Consider the following 20,069-nt stretch of genomic DNA (forward strand, 5'->3'; position numbering starts at 1 on the left):
AAACATATTATGCAAGTATTTCGTATCCTGTAGGAGTTACTAAAACTGTGTGTTCAAAATGAGCACTTAGGCTTTTGTCTGTGGTAACTACAGTCCAATTATCTTGCAAAATAGCAATTTCGGGATTTCCTAAAGTAAGCATGGGTTCTACACAAAAAGTCATTCCTGGTTGTAGGATTGCGCCTTCGTGGGGTTTGCCAAAATTAGGAATATAGGGTTCTTCGTGCAAAGATGTACCAATACCATGTCCGGTAAATTCTTCTACGATGCCTAAATTATTGTTTTTGGCAAAAAGTTCAATGGCATGAGAAATGTCAGAAAAATGATTTTGGGGTTTAATTTGCAAAAGACCTTGAAATAAGGCTTTTTGAGTAAGTGCAAGCAAGTTGTGAGTAGTTTGGCAAACAGTTCCTACAGCATAAGAATAAGCACAATCAACATAATAACCTTGATAGTTAATTCCTAAATCTAAGGTAATGATATCACCTTGTTTAAGGATGGTTTTTTTGGAAGGAATGCCGTGAACTACCACTTCATTAACTGAGGCACAAATATATTTGGGAAATCCGTTGTAACCTTTAAAAGCAGAAATAACATCTTTTTTTTGATAAAAATTCTTAGCTAATAAATCTAGATCAAAAGTTGACATTCCTGGAATAACAAAGGAAGCAAGCAATCTGTGGGCTTCGTTAATGATTTTTCCTGCTTGTTTCATGATAGCAATTTCATGAGGAGTTTTGATGGAAATCATTTGCGGTCTGTTTCTAAAACTTCTAAAATAATTTTAGTAACTTGGTCGATGTTTTGCATACCATCTACTTCAAAAAGTTGATTTTGTTCGCGATAATATTGCACTAATGGCAATGTTTCTTGATTAAACACTTTGAGGCGTTTAAGGAAGGTTTCTGGTTTGTCATCTTCTCTTTGAATTAAGGTTTTTTGGTCTTTGTCACAAATACCTGGGGTTTTGGGAGGAATGTTTTCGATGTGATAAACCTTACCACATTCGGGACAAATTCTGCGTCCTACAATTCTTTTCATTAAATCTTGGGTACCAGCGTTAAAATAGATGACTTTAGTTAAAAATAAACGAGAGTTTTTGAAAAAATCATCCAAAAAACGAGCTTGCAAAACATTGCGGGGAAAACCGTCTAATAAAAAATCTTTAGTAGCGATGTCCTTAGACAAGTAATCAGCTATCATTTGGTTAGTAATGTCGTCAGGAACTAAAAGTCCTTGAGCAATAAATTTTTTACTTAAAATGCCTAATTCAGTATTTTCTTTAAAATTTTTACGAAAAATATCGCCTGTTGCAATGTGGTTAATTTTTAAAATATCTGATAAAACAGAAGCTTGAGTCCCTTTACCAATTCCGGGCGGTCCTAATAATATTAGTATCATATTGTCTTGTTTGCTTAATTAAAATAATTTTTGATATTCTTTTTTGTTGGCAGTAGCTTTGATGCGTTGGATAGTTTCAAGGGCTACACTAACAATAATAAGCAAACTGGTTCCTCCTAATTTCATATCTTTCAAACCTAAAAAATGTTCCATAAGAATAGGTGTTACAACAAGAGCAGCAATAAAAACAGTTCCTAAAACGGTGATTTTAAATAAGGTATTAGCTAAATAACGAGTAGTTTGTTCACCTGGTCTTAAACCTGCAATATAGGCATCTTGTTTGGATAAATGTTCTGAAATATCTTCAGGATTGACATTCATAAAAGCAGAAAAGAAAGAAAAAACAATTACTAACAAGACTAAAAAGCCTATGGCAAAAAAGTTAATTTGGTTTCCAGGAAAGTTAGTTTTGGCAAAAAAATCTACTACTTCTGTAAATTTTGTATTCCCAATAACTCCTGATAACATCTGGAAAGGTTGCAATAAAGCAGATGCCAAAATAACTGGCATAACTCCTGCACTATTAATTTTTAATGGAATGTAGCTTTTTCCTTGCACTTGATTGCGCGCATAATTGATAGGTATTTTTAAAGATGTTATTTGCACAACTACAGTAAAAATTAAAAATAAGAGAAGTAAAAGAACAATACATGCAAAATTAAAAGTTTTCAAAGTTAAAAAATTTTTTTGAGATAAATATGATTCGTTCAGATTTACAAATAGATTAATTAGACTGTGGCTCATCGAAACAACAATTAAAATAGAAGTCCCGTTTCCAATACCTTTGGAATTGATAAGGTCAGCAAACCAAATTAAAATAGCAACTCCTGCAGTAGCAATTAAAGCTAACAAAAACAGTTGGCTTGTACTTATTGATGTGACAAAAAGTTTTGAATAACTGTTCAAAAAAGCAAAAGATTGCCCAAAAGCAAACAATAAGGCAAGACTACGTGTTAAAAGATTAAGTTTGCGTTTGCCCATTTGTCCTTGGTCTTTCCATTCGCGACAAATAGGAAGAAGTTTTTGCAAAAATTGCACTACAATGGAAGCAGTGATGTAAGGAGTGATTCCCAATCCAAAAAGAGTACCAGCATTTATGGAAAAAACCCCAAAAAGTTTGGACAAATCAAGGGATTTAGTATTAATAAAAGGAAGAGGCCAAGAAGTTCCTAAACAAACAATAGAAATAATAAATAAAGTAAAAAAGATTTGAAACATTAATTTACGATTGCCTAAAACTAATTTTAATTGACGTTTCATCTTTAAATTACCTCTATATTTCCACCAACTGCTAAAATGGCTGCTTGAGCTTGTTTGGAGAATTTTGAAGCTTTTACGACTAATTTTTTAGTGAGAGTTCCTTGCGCCAAAACTTTAATACCACATAATTGGTCTTTAATTATTTTTTTTTCTAACAATAATTGAGGAGTGACAACGGTATCTTGAGGAAAGGTTTCTAGAGTTTTAAGGTTAAGAAGGGCGTATCTTTTTTGGGCAAAGTTGTGAAATCCTCTTTTAGGAATTCTTTGAAAAAAAGGGATTTGTCCGCCTTCAAAGCCGGGACGCAAAGTTTTTCCTGAACGTGCTAATTGTCCTTTGTGTCCTTTACCAGAAGTTTTACCAGTACCACTACCAGGTCCACGTCCTAAACGTTTAGTGGATTTACGAGCATTAGTGACTGGTTTTAGTGTGTGTAACATTATTTTTGCTCCTTTGTATCAGAAACTTTTTCAACTACAACAAGATGACTGATGGTTTTAATCATTCCATGGATGGCTGGAGTGTCATCTTTAATAACTTGATTGTTAATTTTTTTCAAACCTAAACAGTGAGCGGTTTTAATTTGATTAACACGACAAGCAATAAGGCTTTTGGTAAGAGTAATTTTTAATTTCATTGTTCTTTTTTCGCTAAAGTGATGCCTCTTAATTTAGCTACTTCTTCTTTAGTGCGTAAACTTTGTAATCCATCCATTACTGCTCTTATTACGTTAATAGAGGTGCGTGAACCAAAAGTTTTAGTAAGAACATCATTAATGCCTACTAATTCTAAAATAGTTCTAGCAGCTTTTCCTCCAGCAACAATTCCAGTTCCTTTGGAAGCTGGTTTTAGAAAAAACTTAGACGCTCCAAAACGTCCAATAGTGTCATGAGGAATAGTAGTTCCTGTAATAGGAATGCGAACTAATTGTTTTTTGGCTTTTTCTAAAGCTTTTTTAATGGCTTCTACAATTTCTTTAGCTTTAGCGGTGGCGAAACCAATTTGCCCTTTTTTATCGCCAACAACTACCAAAGCAGAAAAACGAAAACGAGCACCGCCTTTAACTACTTTAGTAATACGATTGATTTTAACAACTTTTTCTTCTAAAAGAGGGGCTTTTTTGTTAAATTCTTTCTTTATTGCTTTCATTTTGCTTTTCTCCTTTAAAACTGTAAGCCTGATTTACGACAAGCATCAGCTAAGGCTTTGATTTTGCCGTGATACAAATACCCTGATCTATCAAAAACAACATTTTTAATGCCTTGGGCTAAGGCTTTTTTAGCGATAAGAGCGCCTACTGCTTCAGCGGCTTTGATGTTGGATCCCAAAACATTGGCTTCTTTGCTATTAGCGCTGCATAGAGTTGTTTGTTGGGTGTCATCAATTATTTGCACATAAAGAAATTTATTAGATCTAAAAACATTTAAACGTGGCCTTTGTGATGTGCCTGAAACAATTTTTCTAAGGCGAAGATGACGTTTTTTACGAAGCACGTTAGAGGATTGTTTGGTTATCATAACTTATTTTTAGTCCTTTCTTGTTTTTTTAGCGCTTTTCCCAGCTTTTTGTCTAACGTATTGTCCTACGTAGCGGATTCCTTTACCTTTGTAAGGTTCTGGTTTACGTAGTTTTACATTTTTGGCAGCAAATTCACCGACAAGTTGTTTGTCAATTCCTTTGATAACAATTTCTGTGTTTTGGTTAACTACCACTTCTAGATTATCAGGAATGGCAACGATTACAGGATGAGAAAAACCCAAAGATAAAATTAGTTGTTTATCTTTAATTTGAGCACGATAAGCTAACCCTACAATTTTTAAGGTTTTTTGAAAGCCTTTGCTTACGCCTTCTACCATATTGGAAAGTAAGGCTCTAGTGGTGCCGTGAATTTTTTTCATAAAAATTTCATCATTAGGGCGTTTTACTGTGATGACTTTGTTTTCATTAGTGATTGTTAATCTGTGATTGAATTGATATTCTAATTTGCCTTTAGGGCCTTCAACTGAGATAAAATTTCTATCTTTGATATCAACTTTAACCGCATTAGGGACTTCAATTGCTTTGTTTCCTACGCGTGACATAATTTTCTCCTTTATCTCCTTTAACTACTTTAACTACTTTTGATTTGGCAATTAATTACCAAATATAAGCTAAAACTTCGCCACCAACTTGAGAAAGGCGAGCTTGAGCGTCTGTTAGAATTCCTTTAGAAGTAGAAACTAAAGCAACTCCTAAACCGTTGAGCACTTTAGGAATTTGTTCTGCTGATGCATAAACTCTAAGTCCTGGTTTGGAAACTCTTTTTAAGCCTTTAATAACTCTTTCTTTGTTGGGAGCATATTTCAAACTAATAATTATTTCGCGAGATGACTGAGGTAGATAAAAATCTTTAATAAAACCTTCTTTTTTTAAAACTGCTAAAATTTCTAATTTTAACTTAGAAGCAGGTACTAGCACTTTTAAATGTGACATTTGATTGGCATTACGAATGCGTGTCAGCATATCTGCAATAGGGTCTGTCATAACCATGTTTGAGCCTCCTTTTTACCTTTACCAACTAGTTTTTCTGACTCCAGGTAATTTACCTTGATGAGCTAAATGCCTAAAATTAATGCGGGAAATGCCGAATTTACGAATGTATCCGCGTGGTCTTCCATCAATAGAATCTCTGTTTTTTAAACGTACAGGTGATGCTTTGGCAGGAATTTGAGACAACCCAGCATAGTCAGCTTTTTTTTTAAGTTCTAAGCGTAGTTTGGCATATTTTAAAACTAGCTCTCTTTGTTTTTGATCTTTTACGATTTTGGATTTTTTAGCCATAAGTAATAGTTCCTTTAATTTTTAAACGGCATACCATAAAGCTCTAAAAGCTTTTTGGCTTGAGTGTTATTTTTGGCAGTAGTTACAATGATGATATCCATGCCACGAATTTTTTTAACTTTGTCGATATTAATTTCTGGAAAAACGATTTGTTCTTTTAATCCTAGAGCGTAATTACCTCTGCCGTCAAAAGATTTACCAGAAATGCCTCTAAAATCTCTTACGCGGGGGAAAACTAAACGAGTTAGTTTGTATAAAAACGCCTCTTTGCGGGTTCCTCTTAAAGTCACTTTAGCTCCAATTGGCATGCCTTCACGTAATTTGAAATTAGAAATAGCTTTTTTGGCTTTAGTGATAACAGGGCTTTGTCCACTTAATAATTTTAATTCTTCTACTACATCATCCAAAACTTTAACATTAAAAATAGCATCGCCTACGCCCATATTGATGACAACTTTTTCTACTTTTGGGACTTGCATAACGGATTTATAATTAAAAGTTTCCATTAAGGTGGCAGTGATTTTGGAATAGTCTAGAGTATTTTCTTTTTTCATTGACATTGATGCAAAGCCTCCTTAATTTTTTTCGTCTAATGTTTGATTTGATTTTTTAGCATAACGAACTTTTTTACCTGATTGTATGCGAATTCCTACTTTAGTGGGAGTTTGTGTTTGGGGGCAAACTAAAGCTACATTAGAAACATGAATGGGAGCTTCTTGTTTAACGATGGTGCCATTTTCTTCGTTTTGGGAAGGGGGTTGGTGTTTGGTTTTGATGTTGACACCTTCAACAATAATTTTTTGAGTTTTGGCAAAAACTTTTAATACTTTGCCTGTTTTAGTCATTTTTTTACCTGATTCGTCTGTTACAAAACGATCTTTGCCAGCTAAAATAGCTACTGTTTCTCCTACTTTAATACGCATTGAGTTGTCTCTCCTTACAAAACTAATTGGGCTAAAGAAACTATTTTGGAAAATTTCTTATCACTCAATTCTCTAACTACTGGACCAAAAATACGGGTGCCAATAATATTTAAATCTTCTTTTAAAAGCACTACAGCATTGTCGTCAAATTTAATGTAAGAGCCATTTTTACGTCTTAGACCTTTTTTGGTGCGTACAATGACAGCTTTTAGAACGTCATGTTTTTTAACTGTACCAGAACCTGATTTAACAGTTACTAATACAATATCTCCGATATTTACATGACTACGACGAGTGCCTCCTAAAATACCAATAACTAAAACTTCTTTAGCACCGCTGTTGTCAACTACAACTAAACGACTTTCTCGTTGAATCATATCAAAATCTCCTTACTTTACGCTCTTTGCATGGGAAAGAATTTTGAATAATCGAAATCTTTTAGTTTTAGAAAGAGGTCTTGTTTCCATAAAATTAACTAAAACGCCTGGTTTGGCTTCTTGATTTTCATCATGGACGTGGAATTTTTTCGATTGTTTCACTCTTTTGCCATATAAAGGGTCTTTTTTGTAAATATCAACAATAACAGTAATGGTTTTATCCATTTTATCTGAAACTACTTTACCTACGAAAGTTTTTCTAAAATTGCGTTGCATTATTGTTGTTCCTCCTTGATAGTTTCTACAGTGTCATCTAAATCAGGGGAAGTTGGTTGTGGAGTTGGGCTTTGATTTGCTAAAACAGGTTTGGCAGTGGAAGTGACAAAAGTTGGAGTAGTGGCTGTTTGTTGATTGCTTTTTTGGGTTAGGATTGTTTTGATGCGAGCAATGGTTTTTTTAAGCTTTTTGATTTTGGCAGTGTTAGTTAGTTTGCCTAAAGCTAATTGAAAACGCAAATCAAACAGTTCTTGTTTTAACTTGTCTACTTTGTTTTCTAATTCTTCTGGATTTAATTTTAAAATTTCTTGAGTTTTCATACTTCAGCACCTTTTTTAACGATTTTAGTTTTAATCGGTAGTTTGTGAGACGCAAGTCTTAAAGCTTCCATTTCTACTTTGGAAGAATTAGTAGTGTCTTTAACTTCGAACAAAACTTTACCTGTTTTTACTACAGCTACCCATTCTTCAGGAGAACCTTTACCAGAACCCATTCTTACTTCTAAAGGTTTTTTAGTTAAGGATAGATGTGGGAAAATGTTGATCCACACTTTTCCTGTTCTTTTCATGTAACGTGTTATTGCAATACGAGCGGCTTCAATTTGTTTGTTAGTGATAAAAGCACCTTCTTTGGCAACCAAAGCGTGGTTTCCGTTGGCAATAACGTTTTTACCTTTGGATTTGCCTTCAAAACTAACGCGGTGAGGACGACGATATTTAGTTCTTTTTGGCATTAACATGATTATTGTTGCCTCCTTTGAAATTGCGAGGGCGTCTGTTAGGAGTGTTAGAAGATTGCGAAGTAAACGGTTTTCTAGTGTCTAGAATGGTTTGTCCTGGTAAAACTTCACCGTGGAAAATCCATACTTTAATTCCTAAAACTCCATAAGTAGTGTGAGCTTCAAGAGCAGCGTAATCGATGTCTGCTCTTAGAGTGTGTAGAGGAACTCTGCCTTCGGCATGTCCTTCGCTACGAGCTATTTCAGCACCGCCCAAACGACCAGAAATTAAAGTTTTTACTCCTTTGGCACCAGCTTTTAGGGCTTTTTGGATTGCCATTTTTTGAACACGGCGGAAAAACATACGATTTTCTAGTTGTTCAGCCATATTTTGAGCAATTAATAAAGCAATTTTATCAGAGTTTTTAACTTCTAACACGTTAAGATTAACGTCTTTTTGGGTAAGTTCTTTGAGTTTGTCAACTAATTTGTTGCGTGTATCGCCATCTTTTCCAATAATAACGCCTGGTTTAGCGGTGTGGACAGAAATAGTGATACGGTTTTTATTTTTTTCTTTTAGGCGTTCAATGTCAATTTGACTGATAGCACTTTTTTTAGTAAAATTATTGATTAGTTTACGAATTAAAAAATCTTCTTTAATTAAATTAGGAATTTCTTTATCATTAACACACCATTGAGATTCCCAAGTTCTAATAATGCCTAATCTTAAGCCGTTAGGATTAGTTTTTTGACCCACTTTGTTCTTCCTCCTTTGATGTTTGCAAGTTTGTGCTAGAAGTTATTACTAAAGTAATGTGGCTGGTTCTTTTTTTAATCATATCACCAGAACCTTTAGCTCTTGGAAACATACGTTTTAAACGCAAACCTTCGTTGACAAAAACTTCTTTAACATAAAGTTGTTCGCGGTTTAATTTTAAATTATTAACAGCATTGGAAACAGCACTGTTTAAAAGTTTTAAAATAACGGGAGCAGCTACTTTAGGGGTAAAAGTTAAAATGGCTTGAGCTTGTGCAATATTTTTTCCTCGAATTAAATCAACAACTAAACGTGCTTTTCGAGGGGCGATTGAAACTTTTCTAGCAATCGCTTTGGCGTTTTTGGTTTCCATAGTTATTCCTTCCCATTATTTTATTTTTTTTGCATTTTTTTGTCTTTTTTGTTGTGTCCGCGGTAAGTACGTGTAGGGGAAAATTCACCTAACTTATGTCCTACCATGTTTTCTGTAATGTAGACTGGAATGTGTTCGCGTCCGTTATAAACAGCGATTTTGTGTCCTACAAAAATAGGTGTGATTGTAGAACTGCGTGACCAAGTTTGGATCACTTTTTTGTTTTTTAAGTTTTTTTGTTTTTCTATTTTTGCTAATAGATGGCTAGCAACAATAGGTCCTTTTTTAACTGAACGTGGCATATTAATAACTCCTTATTTTGTACGACGTCTAATAATTAAAGCATTAGATGCTTTTTTACGGTCACGAGTTTTGACCCCACGAGCTTTTTTGCCCCAAGGTGTCATTGGTGATTTGCGTCCAATAGGAGCTCTACCTTCACCACCACCATGAGGGTGATCGTTCGGGTTCATCGCAGAACCTCTTACTGTTGGTCTTATTCCTAAGAAACGTTTTTTGCCTGCTTTACCGTAATTAATTAGTTTATAAGATTCGTTGCCGATCTCTCCAATAGTAGCACGACAAGTTCCAAGAACTTTGCGAACTTCGCCTGATTGAAGACGTAATAGCACGTATTTGTCTTCTCTACTAATAATTTGACAAAAAGAACCAGCACTACGAGCAATTTGTCCGCCTTTACCTGGTTTTAATTCAATGTTATGAACGGTGGTTCCTACTGGAATATTCATTAAAGGAAGACAATTGGCAACTTTGATATCTGCTTCTTTACCAGAGACAATTTGCATCCCTACTGTAAGTCCTTTAGGAGCAAGAATGTATCTTTTTTCGCCGTCTACATAGTGAATTAAAGCGATGTTAGCACTGCGGTTTGGATCGTATTCAATGGTAGCTACTTTGCCAACAATGTTATCTTTGTTTCTTTTAAAATCAATTAAACGGTATTTCCTTTTAACGCCGCCGCCACGATGTCTTACTGTAATTTTACCTTGGTTGTTGCGTCCGGCTTGGTCTTTATGAGATACCAATAATCTTTTTTCAGGAGTTTGAGTGGTGATTTCTGAAAAAGCAGAAACACTCATATTACGACATCCATTTGTAGTAGGCTTATATTTTTTAATTGCCATAATTTATACCTGCCTTGTATTTTTTTAATCGTTAATCGTTGTTTTGGTTGGGTTTGAGTTTATTAGTTAGCAAGGATTTCGATTTTTTGTCCTGGAGTTACTTTACAAATAGCTTTTTTATAACCAGAAGTATAGCCTTCGAATTTACCTTTTCTTTTGAATTGTGGTAAAACGTTGCGAGTGTTAACTGATAAAACTTTTACTTTAAAAATGCTTTCTAAAGCTTTTTTAATTTCTACTTTATTAGCTGTTTTGGCAACTTTAAAAGTGTATTTATTTTGTCTTTCGATCAATTTATTAGTTAATTCAGTAATGATTAGTGCTTTAACTAAATCATAGTATTTATTCATTATTTTAAAACCTCTTCAAAATAGTTAACAGCATCAGCAGTTAGGACTAATTGTTTGCAATTAAGGATTTGATAAACACTTGCATGAGAAGCTGTTTCTAAAGTAATATAAGATAGATTGCGAGAAGCCAAAGCTAATTGTTCTGTCATTTGAGTAACTACAATTAGGGATTTGGAAGTGATGTTTAATTTTTGTAACATTTGTTGGAAATCTTTAGTTTTATGAGTTGCTAAATTAATTTTGTCTACAACTACTAATTGATTATTTTTAGCTTGGAGTGATAAAGCTGATTTTAGAGCCAGACTACGTACTTTTTGGTTTACTTTAACAGAATAATCTCTTGGGGATGGTCCAAAAGTAACTCCACCACCACGCCATAAAGGAGAACGAATAGAGCCATGACGAGCACGACCAGTTCCTTTTTGTCTCCATGGTTTTTTACCTCCACCAGCAACTAAAGCGCGAGTTTTGGTAGCATGTGTGCCTTGACGCATTGCAGCTCTTTGAGCATTTACAACGTCGTATAAAACTTGTTGATTAGGTTTAATGTCAAAAACAGTAGTTGCTAAAACCTTTTCAGAAACGAAGTCGCCTTTTTGATTAAGAATATTAATTTTTGGCATGCGTTTGCTCCTTTGTCAATTTTTTTACAGCAGATTTGATAATTACAAAACCTTTATTAGGTCCTGGGACATTGCCTTTTATTAAGAATAAGTTTTTTTCAGTATCAACCGAAAGAATAGCTAAATTTTGGATAGTAACAGTTTCGTGTCCCATGTGTCCTGGTAGTTTTTTACCTTTTAATTTACCTTTAATAGGGCCCATTGAACCTGGACGACGGTGATAACGAGACCCGTGACTTTCAGGACCTCTGCTTTGATTGTGTCTCTTAATAGAACCAGCAAAACCTTTACCTTTGGAAGTTCCTGTTACATCAACTAAATCACCTACTTGAAATAAATCGTTTGTGATTAGGGCGCCTACTGCTAAATTAGCTAGGTTTGAATTGACATCCGAACTAAAATTAATTTCTTTAATGAAGCGCTTAGGGGCAGTAGTTGCTTTTTTAAAATGTCCTAACATAGGTTTAGAAGTGTTTTTTTCTCTTTTGTCGAAAAAACCTATTTGAGTAGCTTGATAGCCGTCTTGGTCAACGTTTTTTTGTTGTAAAACAACGTTAGGTGCAACATCTACTATTGTTACTGGAACTAATTCTCCTTGTTCGTTAAAAACTTGAGTCATTCCTATTTTTTTACCTAAGATTCCTTGAGCCATGTTCTTCCTCTTTCTTTTTTTAATTTTGCTTTAAAGTTTGTAAAAAGTTTTTTAAAGTGATTTTCAAAAGTTGATTGAAATTGTAATTGCAATCGTGATTGTGATTTAACCAAATGAAATGATTTAAATGAAATGGTTATAAAAAAGTAAATATTTATTCATATTAAAATGAATAGTGCCTAAATTTTGCTTTTGCTATTGGTTTTTTTTTAACAAAATATCAATTGCAGGTGGCAAACTAATGTGCATTAAAGATTCAATTGTTTTTTTATTAGGATTGATAATTTGAATTAAACGTTTGTGAGTGCGTCGTTCAAATTGTTCTCTTGAATCTTTGTTAACGAAAGGAGAACGCAAAACAGTAAATACTTCTTTTCTGGTAGGAAGAGGTATTGGACCTTCAATATTTACTCCTGTTTTAGTGACAATATCAATAATTTTTTTAGCTGCTTGATCAATTAAATGATGGTCGTAGGCTCTTAGAATTATTTTGATAATTTCTTTTTCTTTTTTGTTCACTTATATTCTCCTTTTTTAGAAATGTTTGAAAATATTGCCTATTAGACAAATATTTTGCTTAAATAATTTTTTTCTTAGACAACTGACATTGGTGTTTTGTTTTTTGGATTAAAAGAAAAAATATTTAAAGCAAGCTTTTTTATTATACCTTAAAAAAGATTTTATTGCAAGTCATTTTAATTACAAAAGTTAAAAAAGTAATTAATAATGTTTTTTAAAATAAAAAAAGCTGTTTCAAATAAGTAAAATGGTGAAAAGATTTATTTATTTTGGATTTTGTTTGTTAAAAAATACAATAAGTTAATTCAAATATCTTTATATTAAAAGATAAAATTATTTAATGAAAAGGTCCATTTTTATATTTATATTTATTGATAACTTTTTTAACAAATTTAAAAAACTGTTTAAAAGGGTTAATTTTGGCAAAACACATATAACCATTAAATATTATAATTAAAACCCAAATAATAACTAATATAACAACTCTTAAATAACTTGTATACATTTGTTTTTTAGTAAGTTGTAATAATAAATTATAATTTGATAGTATATTTGTATTAGATTGTAATGAATCTAGATATTGTTGTAAAACTTTTTGAGTATTTAGATTTTCAAAAAACGCATATATCAAAAAAGTAACAATCATTCCAAATACACTTAATAATAAAAAATTGATGTTTTTAATAAAGAAGATATGTTTTGTTTAATATCAGACATATTTTTACTTATAATTATTTAAATGATTTAGCTTTAGAATAACAGAAATAACCATTAAATCCTACTAACGCCAATACAAAGAAAAACTCTACAAAAAGGAAAACGTATTTTTTAGTTACTTCTTGTTTTTCTTTGAGGGCTTTTTGATCTTCGTTATGTTTTTCTAATTTGGCATCATAAGATTTTTTAGCTTCTTCATTAACCAAAGAAGCTGAATATGAATTCTCCTTGTAAAATTTCGTTGAATTATCATTATAAGTTTTAGAAAATGATGCCGTATCTGCTTCTTGATATTTTTTTGATGCTTCTAAAACAATATAAGACCCAAACACACTTAAAAATAAAATAATTCTTTTAAAATAAATTAAATAGTAACTATCAAAAAATAAATAAATCCAAAAAATATTAAAACTATAAATTAAAATAATATCAAATAAAAAAAACAATATCGTCATCTAAGAAAAAAAATTATTTAAACAAAATAATTTGTCTAATAATGATAAATTAATTGTCAGTTGTTTTTTTGAGATTTAGAAGGTTTGTTTTCCAAAATAAGTTTTCCTTTGTAATAACCACTATTTTTAGTAACTCTGTGAGACAAAGTAAAAGTATTAGTTTCTTTGCAAAGTACTAAAGCAGGATTGCTTAACTTATAATGAGTACGTCTTTTTCTTTTTGCCGTTTTTCCGGTGCGTCTAAAAGGAACAGCCATTTTATCAAATCCTTTCTTTATAATTTTTTGTTTTTAGCATTTATTATAAATAATAATAAAACTTTTAACAAATAAAAGGTTAATCAAAACCTAATTAATAACTGCCAAAAATTATTATTAGCACTTTAATCAAGCTTAAAAAATTAATAATCATGCCAAAGCGTGCAAAATTAATTTTAAACCTAAGTTTATTTTATCTTAAAAAAGCTGTTTTGTCAATCTATTTTGAGCTTTTTTTACTTTTTTCTTATTTATTTGCTACTTTAATTATTATTTTGTCAAATTACAACAATATAACTAAAATAATTTGAGTTTTTTTAATAAATTAATTTTGTTGAAGTACCATTTTTATGTTTCACCTCCGTAAAAGGTTTTGAAAACAAAGAAACTACTAAAAAATGGTTCTTAAAAGTATTTTTACCAACATTCAAAGTTAACGACTTAGACAAAACTGACAAATTTAGAGTTGGAGTAAAAGTTAAAACACAAGATAACAATGATTTTGAAGTATATACCAAAGACTACAAATTTGCTCTTACCAAAGATAACAAATTTGTTTCAGAAGAAGTTCATTAGAAGTAGAATTATTAACTCTTGATGGTTTAGTTGAAAATAACACCGATACTGCTGATTTTGAATTAACTATGCAATATTAAGTAGTAGTGGATGAAAATGGTAATGTAATTGCAGAAAATAACAAACTAACAGAAGCTCAATCAGCTAAATCCAAAATAAATTACACTAACACATACTAAAAAACACTTTCCATTAACAAACATGTATAAATTGAATAAATTACTCTTTAATAACATTATTTTATAATCTTTCATTAACTTAAATAAATATCAAATAATCAATTCAAAGGCTATTAATTATTTAATAGTCTTTGATGTCTTAAACTCTTTATCTTTTTTGATGGTTTAACTAACTAAAAACCTAATGAATACTTTATAATTAACTTAAATAATTAAAAAACCGTAAATTTTAGAAAGAAAGAAGGGGATATTTTTCCAAAAATTTATCAATTTTCTAAAAAAAGGCATTAACCAAAATGTTTTTATCCAATACTTATAACAAAAAAACACTTTTATTTTTAATTATTATAATATTTACTTTATTTATTATTTATTATTATCCCTCATTTTACCAAAACTCAATCAAATCTTAAATTAAGATATGATTATAAAACAAGTATAAAATAAGTTTGAGAAAAAAAGAAAGACAAGCACAAACAACAACAACACAAGTACAAGAAGAGTCAACATAAGAACAACAAGGACCAAAATTACACCTTGTAGAAATTGAAGGGGATTGGGATTCCCACCTGGACAAAGTAATAAAACATATTAAAGAAAAGATTAATCCTAATTTTAATGGAACATTAACCAAAAGAAAAACAATAAATAGAATAAAAGATGGGAATATATCGTTCGAAATTGCTACAGGAACATGCGAGCCAAGTACAATTTGTTTATATCCTGATGGAGAAATTCGAGGTGACCTAGATAAAAAATATACTTATCAAGGGGGGGATAGGTGATAATTTCTGATAATAACTAAGAAAATAAAGGATTAAAATTATTTGAATTGAAATTTACTTTTTTCTTAGAAATATCTAATTTTTATTATTTATATTATTATAACATATTTTTATATTTATAAAACGTAAAAAAATAAAAATCTACAAGAAAAACCCTTATCAAAAAAGGGTAAAAGTTAAAAAAGATTTAATTGAAAAATACAAATTTAAATGAGTTTTTTTAATTTTAAAAACAAAATTAAAATTAAAATATACCTTTATCTTTCTTTTTTTTAATAACATAAATTGGATTAAACAGAATAAATGTTATATTTTATTATTAAGGATAAGATAAATAAGGATTAATATATTGATTAAAACAAGTAAAAGTTCTTTGATTTTCTAAATAATTATTTAAAGGTTTTAAAACTGATAATTTAGACAAATTAAATAATTTATTTAATTTATTACATAAATTAATATATGTATTACTAGTTAAAAAATTTTTAAATAAAGTTTTTGCATAAAAAATAGTACCATAAAAACATGATAATTTACCTTTATTTGAATTATATTCAAACATATATTTATCTTGGTTTTTATCAAAATCTAACGCTTCAAAAGTAATATTTTTATCCTCAGGAAAATCTTTTCCTGGAACTTTTACTGCTTTTTTATTAAGTGTTTTTAAAACATTATTTCTTAATAAATCATACAAAATATGATTTTTACCAAATTTTAAAATATTTGATAAGTAAAATCCAGTTATTTTATAATCATCATAATGAAGATCAAATGGAAAATATTTGATATTTTTAGTAATAGATAATTTTTGACAATTATAAGAAAATTGAAATAACTTTTTCCCAGTTAAATAATTTTTCTTTAATGCAATGGTTTTTTTAATTTCTCGTTCACTCAAACCAGCATCATATTTACTAACATATTCAGAAGTAATTTCAGCAACATTTTTATTAATGATGGTTGCTAATTGTTTACATTCCTTAATTTCAATTTTTTTAGTATTATTTAATTTACATTTATAAAATATCTGTAAATTTTGAGAACGAGGATTTAATAATTTTAAATTAGGTAAATTATCACGTACAATATCAGCCCATAATTTAAAAACATTAGGAATAATTAAATTTTTATTTTCTTTTTCAAACCAACCATTATTAGAATTATATTTAGCTTTATTTTCAACGTAATATTCTTGTGATTCTAAAAATTCTGAATTATTTATTATTCCTTTTCTTTGACACATCATTTTATTAGTGTATCCGAAAATACTTAATAAATCAATATTAAACATAATATGAAAATGCCAAACACCTTTAAATTGTAATTGAGAAGCAAAAAAATATTTAAATTTAGTTAAATATTTATTAACAATATGTTTCTTTAGTTTTTGTTTAATTAAATATTTTTTATATTGATAACGTAATTTTGAAATAAATTTGACAACTAATTTTTTAGCTTTATCTAAATCTTTAACATCATTAGAAATAGTACCATCATTATTATGATGAGCCAAAGTAAGTGTTAGCCAACTAATTTCTTTTTCAGAAGCAAAATTATAAATAGCTTTATAACGAGCATTATTTTTACTTTGACGAATATTTTTTATAATATCTTTAACTTTACTTTCAATATCAATTGATGTTAATTCATTTTTATTTTCAGTACACATTAAACAAATAAATTGATAAAGTTTTTTAACTTTCTTAGGATTATTTCTTAAATATGAATAATATTTATCAGGCATAGGTCTCATATGTAATCTAATAAATTCTATCTTTTCTTGAATTTCTTTTTCTTCATAAATAATATTAGCCAATTTATAAAAATAATCAAAATTAGTTAAAATATATTGATTATCAAAAAAATAATTCCAATCATTAGATTCATTTAAATCTTGTAATTCTTGTTGAATAAAAGCTATTTTTTGGTTGATAAGTTTTTTTAAACGAGATTCTTGCATATAATTTATAAGACGATATAAATGCAAAGACATAAACTTAGAAAAACAACCTTGACCGAAATCAGTAGTCTTAACAAAAAATAAATTATTCTCAAAAGCTTTAATTTGTTCTTTATTAAAAATACCTCTTTTAATTGAATTAAATGTTTTAAGAGCATGAAAAGATAAACTAACATCTTCTTTATTCATAGTTAAATCATTTAAATGTAGCATTTGTTTGTTCTCCTTTCTATTTAAAGCATTTAAAAATGGACTCTCCAACCTGCTCCTTTACGTTGTCACGCAAAGGCGGTTGGTTAGTTTTTTAAACCCCCTAAATCCCCAAAGGGGACTTTATAGGAGGAGGGTAAGAGTTAATTTGGATGTACTTCGGCTGGACGCCTAGTTCGCTCTGCTCGTCTTTGAATACTTTTAGACTTAATTTATTTTCTTATTCATAATTAAAGATTTTTTTCTTCTTTAATTGTGCCATTTGGGTTGAATTAGGTTTCTTTTTTTATTCCACCTTCGAAGTTGAATTCCCTAATAGAGGAAATAGTTTTGCCATCTTCATAGTAATTAGTTCTTTTGATTAGTTTTTCTTCGGGGTTGTATTCCTCAATAGAGAAAATTGTTTTGCCATCTAAGTTGTAAAATGTTTTTTTGATTAGTTTTTCTTCGGGGTTGTATTCTTTAATAGAGGAAATTGTTATTCCATCTGGACGATAAAATGTTTTTTTGATTAATTTGCCTTCGGGGTTGTATTCCCCAATAAGATCAATTGTTTTACTATCAAATGTATAATAAGTTGATTTCATTAATTTACCTGTATCTGGATAATATAAATTAATATATTTAATTGTACCATCATATCGATAATTTGTTTTTGGAGGATATTGATAAAGTTTTGTTTTAAAAAATTTAACATTATTGTCTTTATCTATTTCTTTATATTTCTCTTCATTATCATCAAATTCTTCAATAAAACCATCAATATTTTTACGTTTCACTATTTTTTCATTAACAGGATTATATTCAATCCAAACACCATCTCTTAAAATTTCTTTAATTCTTTTGCCATTAGAATCATATTCAGTAATTTTATGGTATTTGTCAGTTGTTTTTAATAACATCCCATTATTAGGTTGATATTCCCAAATTGTATCATCTTTATCAATTTTTTTAACTAATTTACCAGTAATTAAATTATAATACTCTTTATCTCCATTATCTCTTATCAATTCATAAGGAACACTTTTTAATTTTTCGTTTTCATTTTTTAATTTTTGGTTTTCTTCATGTATTTGATTATTTAAATCTTTTGCTTTTTCAGAAACATCTTTTTGAAATAATACTCGTCTTTCTTCGGTTTCTAAATGATATTTATAAGCAGCATTAACTATTAACAAAAAACAAAATAATAAAATACCAACAGTAATTAAAAAAGGAATTAAATGATATTGCCTATTATTAAATTTAATTATTTTCATATTTTTTTATATTCCTTTCTAATTTATAATTTTGTTTCTTTTTCACAATGAAAAAAAAGAAAAATATTGTAAAAAGAAAAACCAAAACTTAATATTGTAAGACTTGTTACAGAACTTTTAATATAACCTATAATACTATCAAAAACATCAATAAAAATTTTTAATATTTGCATTAAAAAATTAAACAATGAACTAAATAATTTTAAAGGATAAATTAAAATTATTAATTGTTCCCATATAAAAACAATTGATGTTTTTATCGTATTAAAAATAATTAAAAATTATTATTCCAACCAACATCAAAATCAAACAAAAAAGATGATTTAGTAAAAAACACACTATAAAAAAAATTATAAAAAAATGAAAAAAAATATTTAAAAGATATAAAGTCAAAAGAAATCGAATATTTTAAAAAATTAAGATTAAAAAACATTTTCATTATCATCAATAGATTCTACAATTAAATTTCTCTTTTGATTCATTAATTGTTTTTTTAATTCTAAATTTTCTTTTAATAATTTATCCAAATCATTATTATTTGATTCATCTTTATTATTTTCTTTATCACATTCTTTTTCATCAAAAATACCTTCCGAAAAATTAAAACCACCATTTTCTCCAAATTCTTTAATCATTCTTTGAACATGTTCTTTATATATACCTAAATAATTACCCATTTGTGCTACTATCCTAATTAAAGCTCCAAATTCTCGTACAGTAATTTGTCCGGTTTTAAGATATTTATTTACTATATCACGTAATTCATCACTAAAATCAAACTTTTCATGTAATTCTTTAATATATAAATAAAACTTAAATAAACAAACACCAAAACATAAAGAAATTAAAGATATAAATAGTTTAGATTCAACAATATTAATAATTGTTTGTTGTATATCCATCAATCATTCCTTTCTATAAAATTATTTAAAATAATTTCAATATCTTTTTTATATACATAATCTTGTTTATTACAACTTATAAGATTATTTTTTTATTTTCTTTATTAAATCTAATTTTTGAGAAACAGTTAAATCAATATATTTTATATTATTTGATGGTGTTTCTATTTCTATTTGTTTAATTTCATTTTGAAAAAAATTAATATATAAAAATATACCAATAATTGCACCCATCAATAAACAAATAAAATTATCAAATAAATTATATTTTTTCATCTAATTATCCTTTATTAATAATTTTTCTTTATTATTTTTATCTTTTTTTTATAATCTACTTTTTCAAAAAGTAATTCAGGCTTAAATTGGCCTATTAAAAAAAATAAAAGATAATTACTGACAAAAATAAAACCCAACATTAATGAAAATCCTTCATTAAAAAAATTAATGTGAAAAAACTTTAAAAAAATAACTAAAGGAAAATATAATAATGAAATTCCACAACTAAAAAATATAATAGAACAAATTATAAAACAAAATAAATTCAAATCATTATCACTCATATTTATTCCCAA

The 20,069-nt window shown here is 28.9% G+C and carries 29 protein-coding genes and 1 pseudogene; all 30 read right to left on the bottom strand.

Annotation, left to right across the window (positions count from 1 at the left end; all coding sequences use genetic code 11):
• Nucleotides 1-7: 7 nt before the first annotated feature.
• Nucleotides 8-751, bottom strand: a complete 744-nt coding sequence (gene map / locus EXT02_RS01915; RefSeq protein WP_130427758.1) for a type I methionyl aminopeptidase — start codon at nucleotides 749-751, stop codon at nucleotides 8-10.
• The gene (locus EXT02_RS01920) at nucleotides 748-1,401 is read right to left on the bottom strand and encodes an adenylate kinase (protein WP_069028281.1); all 654 of its coding nucleotides are present in this window, start codon (nucleotides 1,399-1,401) and stop codon (nucleotides 748-750) included. The genes map and EXT02_RS01920 overlap by 4 nt, the downstream gene beginning before the upstream one ends.
• Before the next feature lie 18 nt (nucleotides 1,402-1,419).
• Nucleotides 1,420-2,661: a preprotein translocase subunit SecY gene (gene secY, locus EXT02_RS01925; protein ID WP_071345521.1), complete on the bottom strand. Its 1,242-nt coding sequence runs from the start codon at nucleotides 2,659-2,661 to the stop codon at nucleotides 1,420-1,422.
• Between the two features lie 2 nt (nucleotides 2,662-2,663).
• Nucleotides 2,664-3,101, bottom strand: coding sequence for a 50S ribosomal protein L15 (gene rplO, locus EXT02_RS01930; protein WP_069028283.1), 438 nt, complete (start codon nucleotides 3,099-3,101; stop codon nucleotides 2,664-2,666).
• Nucleotides 3,101-3,298 (bottom strand): 50S ribosomal protein L30, encoded by a 198-nt coding sequence (gene rpmD, locus EXT02_RS01935; protein WP_011160593.1) that lies wholly within the window; start codon nucleotides 3,296-3,298, stop codon nucleotides 3,101-3,103. Before rpmD ends, rplO begins: the two co-directional genes overlap by 1 nt.
• Complete coding sequence (rpsE, locus tag EXT02_RS01940; RefSeq protein WP_011160592.1) at nucleotides 3,295-3,810, bottom strand: 30S ribosomal protein S5; 516 nt, start codon at nucleotides 3,808-3,810, stop codon at nucleotides 3,295-3,297. The genes rpmD and rpsE overlap by 4 nt, the downstream gene beginning before the upstream one ends.
• Before the next feature lie 14 nt (nucleotides 3,811-3,824).
• Complete coding sequence (gene rplR / locus EXT02_RS01945) at nucleotides 3,825-4,178, bottom strand: 50S ribosomal protein L18 (RefSeq protein WP_042068032.1); 354 nt, start codon at nucleotides 4,176-4,178, stop codon at nucleotides 3,825-3,827.
• A gap of 9 nt (nucleotides 4,179-4,187) precedes the next feature.
• Nucleotides 4,188-4,742, bottom strand: a complete 555-nt coding sequence (gene rplF, locus EXT02_RS01950) for a 50S ribosomal protein L6 (RefSeq protein ID WP_069028285.1) — start codon at nucleotides 4,740-4,742, stop codon at nucleotides 4,188-4,190.
• A 55-nt stretch (nucleotides 4,743-4,797) separates the two neighbouring features.
• Entirely contained in the window at nucleotides 4,798-5,190 is a 393-nt protein-coding gene (rpsH, locus tag EXT02_RS01955; RefSeq protein ID WP_011160589.1) for a 30S ribosomal protein S8, read from the bottom strand.
• A 21-nt stretch (nucleotides 5,191-5,211) separates the two neighbouring features.
• Nucleotides 5,212-5,481: a 30S ribosomal protein S14 gene (gene rpsN, locus EXT02_RS01960; RefSeq protein ID WP_130427760.1), complete on the bottom strand. Its 270-nt coding sequence runs from the start codon at nucleotides 5,479-5,481 to the stop codon at nucleotides 5,212-5,214.
• A gap of 14 nt (nucleotides 5,482-5,495) precedes the next feature.
• A complete protein-coding gene (gene rplE, locus EXT02_RS01965) occupies nucleotides 5,496-6,035 on the bottom strand; it encodes a 50S ribosomal protein L5 (RefSeq protein WP_071345518.1) in 540 nt (179 codons plus the stop codon).
• 21 nt (nucleotides 6,036-6,056) lie between these two features.
• Nucleotides 6,057-6,404, bottom strand: a complete 348-nt coding sequence (rplX, locus tag EXT02_RS01970) for a 50S ribosomal protein L24 (protein WP_069028288.1) — start codon at nucleotides 6,402-6,404, stop codon at nucleotides 6,057-6,059.
• 14 nt (nucleotides 6,405-6,418) lie between these two features.
• Entirely contained in the window at nucleotides 6,419-6,781 is a 363-nt protein-coding gene (gene rplN / locus EXT02_RS01975; protein ID WP_011160585.1) for a 50S ribosomal protein L14, read from the bottom strand.
• A gap of 12 nt (nucleotides 6,782-6,793) precedes the next feature.
• Nucleotides 6,794-7,057, bottom strand: a complete 264-nt coding sequence (rpsQ, locus tag EXT02_RS01980; RefSeq protein WP_130427762.1) for a 30S ribosomal protein S17 — start codon at nucleotides 7,055-7,057, stop codon at nucleotides 6,794-6,796.
• Nucleotides 7,057-7,377 (bottom strand): 50S ribosomal protein L29, encoded by a 321-nt coding sequence (gene rpmC, locus EXT02_RS03220; RefSeq protein WP_130427764.1) that lies wholly within the window; start codon nucleotides 7,375-7,377, stop codon nucleotides 7,057-7,059. The genes rpsQ and rpmC overlap by 1 nt, the downstream gene beginning before the upstream one ends.
• On the bottom strand, nucleotides 7,374-7,796 hold the full coding sequence (gene rplP / locus EXT02_RS01990; protein WP_069028292.1) for a 50S ribosomal protein L16: 423 nt from the start codon (nucleotides 7,794-7,796) through the stop codon (nucleotides 7,374-7,376). The genes rpmC and rplP overlap by 4 nt, the downstream gene beginning before the upstream one ends.
• Nucleotides 7,774-8,532, bottom strand: coding sequence for a 30S ribosomal protein S3 (gene rpsC / locus EXT02_RS01995; RefSeq protein ID WP_130427766.1), 759 nt, complete (start codon nucleotides 8,530-8,532; stop codon nucleotides 7,774-7,776). The genes rplP and rpsC overlap by 23 nt, the downstream gene beginning before the upstream one ends.
• Nucleotides 8,516-8,905: a 50S ribosomal protein L22 gene (rplV, locus tag EXT02_RS02000; RefSeq protein WP_024563686.1), complete on the bottom strand. Its 390-nt coding sequence runs from the start codon at nucleotides 8,903-8,905 to the stop codon at nucleotides 8,516-8,518. Before rplV ends, rpsC begins: the two co-directional genes overlap by 17 nt.
• A gap of 20 nt (nucleotides 8,906-8,925) precedes the next feature.
• Complete coding sequence (rpsS, locus tag EXT02_RS02005) at nucleotides 8,926-9,207, bottom strand: 30S ribosomal protein S19 (protein ID WP_011412797.1); 282 nt, start codon at nucleotides 9,205-9,207, stop codon at nucleotides 8,926-8,928.
• Nucleotides 9,208-9,219: 12 nt separating this feature from the next.
• Nucleotides 9,220-10,050, bottom strand: a complete 831-nt coding sequence (gene rplB / locus EXT02_RS02010; RefSeq protein ID WP_069028295.1) for a 50S ribosomal protein L2 — start codon at nucleotides 10,048-10,050, stop codon at nucleotides 9,220-9,222.
• Nucleotides 10,051-10,112: 62 nt separating this feature from the next.
• Nucleotides 10,113-10,400, bottom strand: a complete 288-nt coding sequence (gene rplW / locus EXT02_RS02015) for a 50S ribosomal protein L23 (RefSeq protein WP_130427768.1) — start codon at nucleotides 10,398-10,400, stop codon at nucleotides 10,113-10,115.
• Nucleotides 10,400-11,023, bottom strand: coding sequence for a 50S ribosomal protein L4 (rplD, locus tag EXT02_RS02020; RefSeq protein ID WP_130427770.1), 624 nt, complete (start codon nucleotides 11,021-11,023; stop codon nucleotides 10,400-10,402). Before rplD ends, rplW begins: the two co-directional genes overlap by 1 nt.
• On the bottom strand, nucleotides 11,010-11,675 hold the full coding sequence (rplC, locus tag EXT02_RS02025) for a 50S ribosomal protein L3 (RefSeq protein ID WP_130427772.1): 666 nt from the start codon (nucleotides 11,673-11,675) through the stop codon (nucleotides 11,010-11,012). The genes rplD and rplC overlap by 14 nt, the downstream gene beginning before the upstream one ends.
• 195 nt (nucleotides 11,676-11,870) lie before the next feature.
• The gene (rpsJ, locus tag EXT02_RS02030) at nucleotides 11,871-12,194 is read right to left on the bottom strand and encodes a 30S ribosomal protein S10 (protein ID WP_069028299.1); all 324 of its coding nucleotides are present in this window, start codon (nucleotides 12,192-12,194) and stop codon (nucleotides 11,871-11,873) included.
• A gap of 731 nt (nucleotides 12,195-12,925) precedes the next feature.
• Nucleotides 12,926-13,243 carry a hypothetical protein gene (locus EXT02_RS02035; protein ID WP_130427774.1) on the bottom strand — a complete coding sequence of 106 codons (318 nt, stop codon included), beginning with the start codon at nucleotides 13,241-13,243 and terminating at the stop codon, nucleotides 12,926-12,928.
• Between the two features lie 172 nt (nucleotides 13,244-13,415).
• A pseudogene (gene rpmF, locus EXT02_RS02040) lies at nucleotides 13,416-13,623 on the bottom strand (50S ribosomal protein L32).
• A 1,859-nt stretch (nucleotides 13,624-15,482) separates the two neighbouring features.
• Nucleotides 15,483-17,387, bottom strand: coding sequence for a hypothetical protein (locus EXT02_RS02045; RefSeq protein WP_130427541.1), 1,905 nt, complete (start codon nucleotides 17,385-17,387; stop codon nucleotides 15,483-15,485).
• 221 nt (nucleotides 17,388-17,608) lie between these two features.
• Nucleotides 17,609-18,595, bottom strand: a complete 987-nt coding sequence (locus EXT02_RS02050) for a DUF2963 domain-containing protein (RefSeq protein ID WP_130427776.1) — start codon at nucleotides 18,593-18,595, stop codon at nucleotides 17,609-17,611.
• A gap of 422 nt (nucleotides 18,596-19,017) precedes the next feature.
• Complete coding sequence (locus tag EXT02_RS02055) at nucleotides 19,018-19,497, bottom strand: hypothetical protein (RefSeq protein ID WP_240682796.1); 480 nt, start codon at nucleotides 19,495-19,497, stop codon at nucleotides 19,018-19,020.
• 84 nt (nucleotides 19,498-19,581) lie between these two features.
• Nucleotides 19,582-19,773 carry a hypothetical protein gene (locus tag EXT02_RS02060; protein WP_130427780.1) on the bottom strand — a complete coding sequence of 64 codons (192 nt, stop codon included), beginning with the start codon at nucleotides 19,771-19,773 and terminating at the stop codon, nucleotides 19,582-19,584.
• Between the last annotated feature and the right edge of the window lie 296 nt (nucleotides 19,774-20,069).

The organism is 'Catharanthus roseus' aster yellows phytoplasma (genome assembly GCF_004214875.1).
GTDB classification, from domain to species: Bacteria; Bacillota_I; Bacilli_A; order Acholeplasmatales; family Acholeplasmataceae; genus Phytoplasma; species Phytoplasma asteris.

Bases quoted from the DNA above. Each gene is read 5' to 3' on its own strand.
- map (WP_130427758.1), bottom strand. From the start codon at position 751: ATGATTTCCATCAAAACTCCTCATGAAATTGCTATCATGAAACAAGCA.
- EXT02_RS01920 (WP_069028281.1), bottom strand. From the start codon at position 1,401: ATGATACTAATATTATTAGGACCGCCCGGAATTGGTAAAGGGACTCAA.
- secY (WP_071345521.1), bottom strand. From the start codon at position 2,661: ATGAAACGTCAATTAAAATTAGTTTTAGGCAATCGTAAATTAATGTTT.
- rplO (WP_069028283.1), bottom strand. From the start codon at position 3,101: ATGTTACACACACTAAAACCAGTCACTAATGCTCGTAAATCCACTAAA.
- rpmD (WP_011160593.1), bottom strand. From the start codon at position 3,298: ATGAAATTAAAAATTACTCTTACCAAAAGCCTTATTGCTTGTCGTGTT.
- rpsE (WP_011160592.1), bottom strand. From the start codon at position 3,810: ATGAAAGCAATAAAGAAAGAATTTAACAAAAAAGCCCCTCTTTTAGAA.
- rplR (WP_042068032.1), bottom strand. From the start codon at position 4,178: ATGATAACCAAACAATCCTCTAACGTGCTTCGTAAAAAACGTCATCTT.
- rplF (WP_069028285.1), bottom strand. From the start codon at position 4,742: ATGTCACGCGTAGGAAACAAAGCAATTGAAGTCCCTAATGCGGTTAAA.
- rpsH (WP_011160589.1), bottom strand. From the start codon at position 5,190: ATGGTTATGACAGACCCTATTGCAGATATGCTGACACGCATTCGTAAT.
- rpsN (WP_130427760.1), bottom strand. From the start codon at position 5,481: ATGGCTAAAAAATCCAAAATCGTAAAAGATCAAAAACAAAGAGAGCTA.
- rplE (WP_071345518.1), bottom strand. From the start codon at position 6,035: ATGAAAAAAGAAAATACTCTAGACTATTCCAAAATCACTGCCACCTTA.
- rplX (WP_069028288.1), bottom strand. From the start codon at position 6,404: ATGCGTATTAAAGTAGGAGAAACAGTAGCTATTTTAGCTGGCAAAGAT.
- rplN (WP_011160585.1), bottom strand. From the start codon at position 6,781: ATGATTCAACGAGAAAGTCGTTTAGTTGTAGTTGACAACAGCGGTGCT.
- rpsQ (WP_130427762.1), bottom strand. From the start codon at position 7,057: ATGCAACGCAATTTTAGAAAAACTTTCGTAGGTAAAGTAGTTTCAGAT.
- rpmC (WP_130427764.1), bottom strand. From the start codon at position 7,377: ATGAAAACTCAAGAAATTTTAAAATTAAATCCAGAAGAATTAGAAAAC.
- rplP (WP_069028292.1), bottom strand. From the start codon at position 7,796: ATGTTAATGCCAAAAAGAACTAAATATCGTCGTCCTCACCGCGTTAGT.
- rplV (WP_024563686.1), bottom strand. From the start codon at position 8,905: ATGGAAACCAAAAACGCCAAAGCGATTGCTAGAAAAGTTTCAATCGCC.
- rpsS (WP_011412797.1), bottom strand. From the start codon at position 9,207: ATGCCACGTTCAGTTAAAAAAGGACCTATTGTTGCTAGCCATCTATTA.
- rplB (WP_069028295.1), bottom strand. From the start codon at position 10,050: ATGGCAATTAAAAAATATAAGCCTACTACAAATGGATGTCGTAATATG.
- rplW (WP_130427768.1), bottom strand. From the start codon at position 10,400: ATGAATAAATACTATGATTTAGTTAAAGCACTAATCATTACTGAATTA.
- rplD (WP_130427770.1), bottom strand. From the start codon at position 11,023: ATGCCAAAAATTAATATTCTTAATCAAAAAGGCGACTTCGTTTCTGAA.
- rplC (WP_130427772.1), bottom strand. From the start codon at position 11,675: ATGGCTCAAGGAATCTTAGGTAAAAAAATAGGAATGACTCAAGTTTTT.
- EXT02_RS02050 (WP_130427776.1), bottom strand. From the start codon at position 18,595: ATGAAAATAATTAAATTTAATAATAGGCAATATCATTTAATTCCTTTT.
- EXT02_RS02055 (WP_240682796.1), bottom strand. From the start codon at position 19,497: ATGGATATACAACAAACAATTATTAATATTGTTGAATCTAAACTATTT.
- EXT02_RS02060 (WP_130427780.1), bottom strand. From the start codon at position 19,773: ATGAAAAAATATAATTTATTTGATAATTTTATTTGTTTATTGATGGGT.